The 5276-nt window shown below is 66.7% G+C and carries 3 protein-coding genes; all 3 read right to left on the bottom strand.

Translation table 11 applies throughout. The annotated features are described in order from the left end of the window. Positions 1 to 124, bottom strand: a 124-nt coding sequence (locus tag JOZ76_RS30040) for an HAD hydrolase-like protein (protein ID WP_291704920.1), incomplete at its 3' end; no start/stop codon positions are given. 176 nt (positions 125 to 300) lie between these two features. Then, positions 301 to 3132 (bottom strand): malto-oligosyltrehalose synthase, encoded by a 2832-nt coding sequence (gene treY, locus JOZ76_RS30035; protein ID WP_291704918.1) that lies wholly within the window; start codon positions 3130 to 3132, stop codon positions 301 to 303. After that, positions 3132 to 4913 (bottom strand): malto-oligosyltrehalose trehalohydrolase, encoded by a 1782-nt coding sequence (treZ, locus tag JOZ76_RS30030; RefSeq protein ID WP_291704916.1) that lies wholly within the window; start codon positions 4911 to 4913, stop codon positions 3132 to 3134. Before treZ ends, treY begins: the two co-directional genes overlap by 1 nt. Positions 4914 to 5276 lie beyond the last annotated feature (363 nt).

Genomic DNA, 5276 nt, shown 5'->3' with positions numbered 1-5276 from the left:
GATAGGCGTCCTCGAGCGTTGTGGGCACGCCGAGCTCCGTCACGACCTCCGCAAGCACGGTGTTGGACAGCACCTCGCTGTCGGCGATGACGCCATCAAAATCGAAGATGATGGCGCGCGTCATCGGTCAGCCCACTGGGCATTCTCGCGCGCAGCAGCGGTCAGCAGCATCCGCAAACCCATTCGATTCCCCAAGACTGCGGCGCAACGCGCCGGCGGCGCCCTCTTAAGCCCATTCGCCTAGGATTGAAAAGCCGGTCTTGCGCTTTTCCGGCGACCTGGGCCTCTCGCGCGAACGCGTCACGCCACCGTTGCGGGCACCGCGGCGGCACGCCGCTTGCCGATGCGGCCCGCAGTGGACGATTGCCGGGCGCGCAGAACTGCGACCGGAAGATCGGCGAAGAGTTGCGCGACCGGCAGCTCGGCTGCGGGAAGTTTCCGCTCCGGCACGAGCTGGTCGGAGGTAACCTGGAAGCCGTTGACGACCAGCGTCGCATCCCATTCGGCGCCGCGGGGCCAGTGCACACCGTTGCCGGTGAGCGACGCCATGTGCCGTCCCACTGCGACGATAACGGCATCGCGATCGTACCGCCGCGCAAACGCCACCACGTGATCACGATGCGTCCCGCGGACTTCGATCGGCAGATAGGTGCCCTGCTGGAACACGGGTGCGAGCCGCGTGCGCAACCCCAGGAGCTTGCGCATCAGCGCGAGCTTGATGCGGCCGTGCTCCCATTGTTCGGCCAGCCCCCGCCAGTCGGGCGCATCGAGCGCCGCTAGCGCGGCAACGCGCGTATCGAAATCGACCGGCCGGCGATTGTCGGGATCGACCAGCGACAGGTCCCAGAACTCGGCGCCCTGATAAATGTCGGGGACGCCGGGCACCATGGCCTTCAGCGCCAGTTGCGACAGCGAGTTGAGCGCGCCGAGCAAGGCGACGCGGCGGATGAACACCTCGAACGCCGCGATGAATTCGGGCGACCGGGCGCGGTCGAGAATGGCGCCGACGAACTCGGTCAAGGCCGCCTCGTAGGCCTCGTCCGGATTGAGCCAGGACGTTTCGACCTTGCCCTCGCGGGCGGCCTTGATGGCATAGGCCTGCATTCGCTCGCTGAAGACGTCGTCGGTGCCCGCGAGCGGCCAGGCGCCGGCCAGCGCCTGATAGATCAGGTATTCATGCCCGGCCGAGGGCGCGCGCTCGGTGCGCGAGCGGTCGATGTGACGCTCATTGAGCGCGTGCCATGCCGTCACCGCGTTGCGCCAGTCCTCCGGCATCTCGGAGAGCGCCATGATCCGCGCACGCGCGTCCTCGCCGCGTTTGGTGTCGTGAGTCGCGGTCGCCGTCATGCCAAGCGGAAAGCTTTTGACGCGCCCGGCCATGCGCTGATGAAACTCGGCGACCGGCAGGCCTGCGGCTGCCGGGTCGCCGCCCACCTCGTTCATCGCGAGCAGCCGTGCATATCGGTAGAAGGCGGTATCCTCCAGCGACTTCGCCATCATCGGCCCCGTGAACTGCTGCACCTTGAAGGCGAAGCGGCGGACCCGCGGCGCGCTGTAGCCGGTGCGACCGCGCCCGATCAGATCGAGCGTCAGCGCGTCCTGAAGGAAATCGAGAATAGAGACATCGGAGCCGAACCAGTGCGTGCGCGCGGCCCTGATGGTCTCCCTGATCGTTGCACGATCGGCCGCGGACGGCCCGGCCGAGGTCACATAGGTGCGGTAGACGGGAAAATACAGGACGAACAATTCGAGCGCAGCGCGCAGGCGGTCGATCGTGTAGTCGCGGGTCGACCAGTGGCCCGCGGCGATGCGCCCGAGCAGACGGGTGAGCACGGTGAATTCGCTCGACAGCAGATTGTCCAGCACGCGCCGCTTGGCCCGCATCAGAATCTCGTCAAAGCCGCGGCTATTACCGGTCATGGCGATGCGCGTGTCGTCGAGGACGGAGAGGCCGCGATCGTCGACCAGGACGCGGGTGATGACGTTCAGCCATTCATAGCCGGTGGTACCCGCCACGCCTGGGAATTTTGGCATGGCCTCGCGATCGGACAGGATCTTTTCGACCACGACATAGAACGGGCGCGCCTGCGGACCGCGCTTGTCGCGGGTCAGGCGCTGCAGCCTCCGGCAATATTGCGCCGGATCCTGCAGACCGTCGATGTGGTCGATGCGCAGGCCATGCAGGCGCCGTTCCGCGATCAGCTGCCCGACCAGGCGGTGGGTGGCATCGAAGGTGCGCTGATCCTCGACGCGGATGCCGGCGAGATCATTGACGTCGAAGAAGCGCCGGTAGTTGATCTCGCTGCCGGCGACCCGCCAGAACGCAATGCGATAGTGCTGACGCTCCAAGAGACGATGCAGCGCCAGCACCCTGGCGCGGTCGTCAGGCCGCGGCTGATAGGCGCTGAGACCGCGCGCGATGATTTCGGCGCCCCCTGAAACCGCCGCGATCGCCGCCTTGAACGCAGGCGCCTCGTCACGCGACGGCTCGCGCGGATCGGGATAGCGATCGGCGAGTTCGAGCAACTCCCGTCCGGGCGGATCGCTCGACGCGCCCGCAGCCGCCACGACCGTCCTGAGGATCTCGGAATAGCGATGTGGCCGGATCGGCAGGCGGTGGTCATAATACCATGCCGAAAAGCTGCCCTCCGCGGGATCGTATTTCAGCACGATCTCGCCCTGCTCCAGCGCGTCGCCATAGGGCCGGCCGAGGATCGGCAGCAGCACCCCGCCCTCGTGGCGGTATGGCAGGGTCTCCCAGTCGATGTCGAAGGACGCCGCATAGGGCGAGCGCTGCCCCCATTCGAGCACGTCGAGCCACCAGCCATTGTCGGCGCCCCCGACGCCCATGTGGTTGGGAACGAAATCGAGGATCAGGCCGAGGTCGGACGCAGCGAGCGCGTCGCTCAGGCGGGTGAATGCATCCTCGCCGCCGAACTCCGGATTGAGGCAGCCGTGATCGACGATGTCGTAGCCATGGGTCGAACCCGGCCGCGCCTTCAGGAACGGCGACGCGTAGAGATGGGTGATGCCGAGCTGTTTCAGATAGGGAACGTATTTCGCCGCGGCGTCAAAGCCGAATGCGGAGGTGAACTGGATTCGATAGGTGGCGAGTGGACTGTCCGCGGGCATCACGCCTCCCCAAGCATCCAGTGCACCTGCCAGGGCCCAAGCCGCTCCGCGGGCGCGCCGCCCCAGATCGGAACGCCCTGCATCCCATCACGCGGCCGCGCCGCAGGATCGGCGGAGAGATTGGCGAGCAGGCCAAGCGTGCGGTCACCAAGACGCCATCGGACCTGAAGCACCGCGCCGCTCCATGATGCAGCGGCCTCCATTCCGGAGATGTCTCCAAGGCGCGGCACCACGTGCGTGCGCCGCGCAGCGATGAGGTCGCGCACCAGCGCGAGCCGCTCGCGATGGTGGGCCGCATCACGCGCGGTCCAGTCGAGCACTGCGGAACGGAACGTCGCCTCGCCGAGCGGATCGGGCAATGCGTCGGCTCCCGCCTTCGCGGCGACCGCCGCGTGGTGCGCCTCGAACTCGCTGCGGCGGCCGCGCCGGATCGCCTCGCCGAGTTCGCCGGAAAAGTCGCAGAAGAACGGGAACGGCTGCCGCGCGCCCCATTCTTCGCCCATGAACAGCAGCGGCGGCATCGGCGCCAGCAGCAGGACGGTGAGCGCCGCGGCAACGGCCTCATCCGGCGCCAGCGTCACCAGGCGATCACCGAAGGGACGATTTCCGATCTGGTCATGGTTCTGCAGGAAGTTGACAAAGGCGGTCGGCGGGAGGTGTTTTGTGGAGCCGCCGCGCGCCGCGCCACCACGATGAGAAGATGACTCGCCCTGATAGGCAAATCCCGCGGCCATCACGCGCGCCAACAGGCCGCGCAGATCAGTCGTGTAATCGCCGTAATAGCCGATGCTCTCGCCCGTGAGCAGCACATGCCAGACGTGGTGATAGTCGTCGTTCCACTGCGCCCGGTACTGGCCCCGCGGCGGATCGGTCAGCGGATCGAGCACGGCGATGTTGTTATCGTCGTTCTCCAGCACGAGATGGATCGCCCGTCCGCTCGCGGTGGCGAGCTCGCCGACTGCCGCGCTCAGCTCGCGCAACATCTGCAGGCCGCCGGGCTCGACCAGCGCATGGACGGCATCGAGCCGCAGTCCGTCGAAACGATAGTGATCCAGCCAATGCAGGGCGTTTTCGATCGCAAAGGCGCGCACCTGCGGCACCGTGTAGTCGATCGCATCGCCCCAGGGCGTCCGATGCGCACTGGTGAAGAACGGCTTTGCGTAGCGGCCGAGATAGTTTCCCTCGGGGCCGAAATGATTGTAGACGACGTCGAGGAACACCATCAGGCCGCGCGCATGAGCGGCATCGATCAGCGCACGTAAATCGTCAGGCCGGCCATACGCGCTGTCCGGCGCGTACCACAGCACGCCGTCATAGCCCCAGTTCCATCGCCCGGGGAAATCGGCGAGCGGCATCAGCTCGATCGCGGTGATCCCGCCAGCTGCGATATCGTCGAGGCGGTCAATGACATCGAGAAAGCGGCCGCCCGCGGTGAATGTGCCGACATGCAGTTCGAGGATGACCGCGTCCGCCCAGGGCCGACCGCGCCAGTCGGCGGTGCGCCACCGGTAGGCATGATCGATCACTTCACAAGGACACGTGACGTCCTCGGGCTGGAACGCGGAGGCCGGGTCCGGCACATCGAGCTCACCATCGATGCGAAAGCGGTAGCGCGTCCCCGGACCGGCTGATGGCACCGACAGCGTGAACCAGCGCTCCTCCCGCCGCTGCATCGGCTGCGGTCGATCGATCACCAGATCGACCCGCTCGGCGGATGGCGCCCACAGGCGGAATGTAACACCGCCTCTCGCTTCGAGACGGGGCCCGAACTGGCTGATCATGTTCGTGAGGTCCTTGCAAACAATTTGATTGACCGCTTAAAGACCTCATGCTCGATCGCCCTCGCGCGAGAAGAATGAGGCCGCCGCACCCGGCCATCATGTTGGCAACGTCCCTGGGAACCCGGGGTTCCACTGAGAGCCATCCGCGCCGCGCGTGCGGACAGTTCGGCCCGACGCGATGTCATGCGCACGAGATCGGAGGTGATCGCGCAGCGAGCGCGCGGTTAGGTTCCTATTCCGCCGCGAGCTTCTGATCGGTCATGCCGAGCGGGCTCTGCGTCGTCAGCGCGGCGCTCGGATATCTGGCGGACTACGCAGTCGATGCTCGACTGGTGCGTGCGGCCGGCTGCTTGCGTGCGGACG

Origin of the sequence: Bradyrhizobium sp. (assembly GCF_019244115.1) — a bacterium.
Taxonomy (GTDB): domain Bacteria; phylum Pseudomonadota; class Alphaproteobacteria; order Rhizobiales; family Xanthobacteraceae; genus Bradyrhizobium.
Note: the sequence above shows the minus strand (reverse complement) of the source record. Positions and strands in the feature narration are given on the sequence as shown.